Here is a 2,190-nt window from a genome sequence, read left to right on the forward strand (position 1 = left end):
GCCGTATTTTTGGTAGCCGATCCGGATACTGCCCGCGGCCCGGGCGGGGCGCAGCATCGCGGCCGCCGCGAGGCCGAGCCCGGCGGACAGGAGCAGGCGGCGGTTCGGCGCCGGGCGGTCGGACGGCGGCAGGGCCAGGGCGCGGGGCGTGCGGTCGGTCATGGCTCTCGGCAGTCGGTGTCAGCCGTTGCGGGCGGGGGCGGTCCAGACCGCGTCGGCGATCCGGATCGGCTTGGGGATCAACTTCAGGGCGTGGAAGCGGTCGGCGATCCGCTGCTGCTCGGCGGCGACCCGGTCGTTCATCGGGCCGATCACGTAGTCGGTCCGGTCCACCGCCCGGCGCGTGGCGGCGAGGGGCACGCCGGTGCCCTGCGACAGGAGGTCGGCGACGGCGCCGCGGTTCTGCGTGCACCAGGCCGCCACGTCCCCGAGCGCGTCGATCACCGCCTGGAGCACCGGGGCGCGGGTCTCCGCGAAGGGGCGACTCGCCAGGAAGTAGTTGTTCTGCGGGGTGATGTCGCTGGCGCGGGCCAGCACCCGCACCCCCTCCCCCTGCTCGGCGATGGCGAAATACGGGTCCCAGATCGTCCAGGCGTCGATGCTGCCCCGGGCGAAGGCCGCCGCGGCGTCCGCGGGCGCCAGGGTCACCGGCGCGATGTCGGCATAGCCGAGACCGGCCTTCTCCAGGGCCGCGATGGTCAGGTTGTGGGCGCTCGACGCCTTGGCGAAGGCGACCCGCTTGCCCTTGAGCTCGGCGAGGCTCTGGATCGCCGAGGCCTTCGGGAGCAGGATCCCCGCCCCCGACCCGCCGGCCTCCTGGGCGGCCGCGTAGACGAGGTTGGCGCGTGCGGCCTGCGCGAAGATCGGCGGCGCGTCGCCGGTCTGTCCGAAGTCGATCCCGTCGAGCGACAGGGCCTCCAGCAGCGGCGGCCCGAAGGAGAACTCGACCCAGCGCACGCTCTGGCCGAGGGGCTCCAGGCGCTTCTCGATGATTCCCTGCTGCTTGGCGACGACCAGGATGCCGTTCTTCTGGTAGCCGATCCGCACCACGCCGGGCTCGGCCGCGCGGGCGCCCCGGACCAGGGCCGGCGCGAGGGGCAGGGCCGCCAGGGCGGCCAGCAGGCTGCGGCGGTCGAGCATCGCCCGGCTCACTCGGCGGCGGCCAGGGCGAGGGGCGCAGCGGAGGCCGACCGGTGGACCAGCAGGGCCGCGAGCTGCCCGCCGGCCTCGGCAGCGCGGGCGCGCACGCCGGCCTCGGTGAGCACGCCGTCGCTGAAATCGGGATCGGAGGCGTAGACGGCCGTCGGGATCTGGAGGGCGCCGAAGAAGCCGAAGAGCGGCCGGAAGGCGTGCTCGACCACGAGCGCGTGGCGCGCGCCGCCGCCGGTGGCCACGATCGCCACGGGCTTGCCGGCCAGCGCCCCCGGATCGACGAGGTCGAACAGGTGCTTGAACAGGCCGGTATAGGCGCCTTTGTAGACCGGCGAGCCGACCACGAGACCGTCCGCCTCCTCGATCGCCGCGAGCACGCTGCGCGAAGACGCCGGGAGCTGGTCGCGGGTCCAGGCGGCGCCGAGGCCGGTTCCGGCATCGACGAAGTCGAGGAGGCGCACATCGAGGGGCGCCCGGGCGCCGGCCTCGCGCAGCACCGCATCCACCAGCGTCCGGGTCTTGGAGGGCCGCTGCACGTTCGCGCTCAGGCCGACGAGTCTCGGTCGTGTCATTCCGGGTGCCTTGCTGCGGGACAGGATGGCGAGCCGCCGCGATCTCGAAGAGCGAGGATGGTGCGGCCGGACATCCGAATAGGTCGATAGAATTGATCGCCCCACGTTCCGCCGTCAATGAAACGCGGTTCCCAATTGTCTCGCGAACGAAAAACGTTCTGCTCGAAACATCTCGCCCCGGATGAGATTTTATCTCAGGATGCCGGGCGGACTCGCGCCGAAATCTTGTGCCGTGGCGGCGTGGTCGCGCGGGAAACGAAGCTTTCGTCTCCCGGAGGGCCCGGCGGGAGAAGGGCGCTCTCGCATTCCGCGGGGCTGTGGAAGGGCCTCGTTGGCCGGGAGCCCGGCGGGCCGGCAACCGGCAGACGCTCACCCGTCGGCCGCGAACCCTGGCGGCCCGCCGGGCGGCGGGCCGGTTCCAGCACGCGCCCGGCCGGCGGTCCGTCTATTTGCGGGCGAGGAGATG

2 protein-coding genes are annotated in these 2,190 nt (G+C 73.1%); both read right to left on the reverse strand.

Annotation, left to right across the window (positions count from 1 at the left end; translation table 11 throughout):
• Window positions 1–180: 180 nt before the first annotated feature.
• Window positions 181–1,140, reverse strand: a complete 960-nt coding sequence (locus I53_RS23340) for an aliphatic sulfonate ABC transporter substrate-binding protein (protein ID WP_043355220.1) — start codon at window positions 1,138–1,140, stop codon at window positions 181–183.
• Between the two features lie 8 nt (window positions 1,141–1,148).
• Complete coding sequence (gene msuE, locus I53_RS23345; protein ID WP_043355222.1) at window positions 1,149–1,724, reverse strand: FMN reductase; 576 nt, start codon at window positions 1,722–1,724, stop codon at window positions 1,149–1,151.
• Between the last annotated feature and the right edge of the window lie 466 nt (window positions 1,725–2,190).

The organism is Methylobacterium sp. B1, from assembly GCF_000333255.1.
Taxonomy (GTDB): domain Bacteria; phylum Pseudomonadota; class Alphaproteobacteria; order Rhizobiales; family Beijerinckiaceae; genus Methylobacterium; species Methylobacterium fujisawaense.

Bases quoted from the DNA above. Each gene is read 5' to 3' on its own strand.
- I53_RS23340 (WP_043355220.1), bottom strand. From the start codon at position 1,140: ATGCTCGACCGCCGCAGCCTGCTGGCCGCCCTGGCGGCCCTGCCCCTC.
- msuE (WP_043355222.1), bottom strand. From the start codon at position 1,724: ATGACACGACCGAGACTCGTCGGCCTGAGCGCGAACGTGCAGCGGCCC.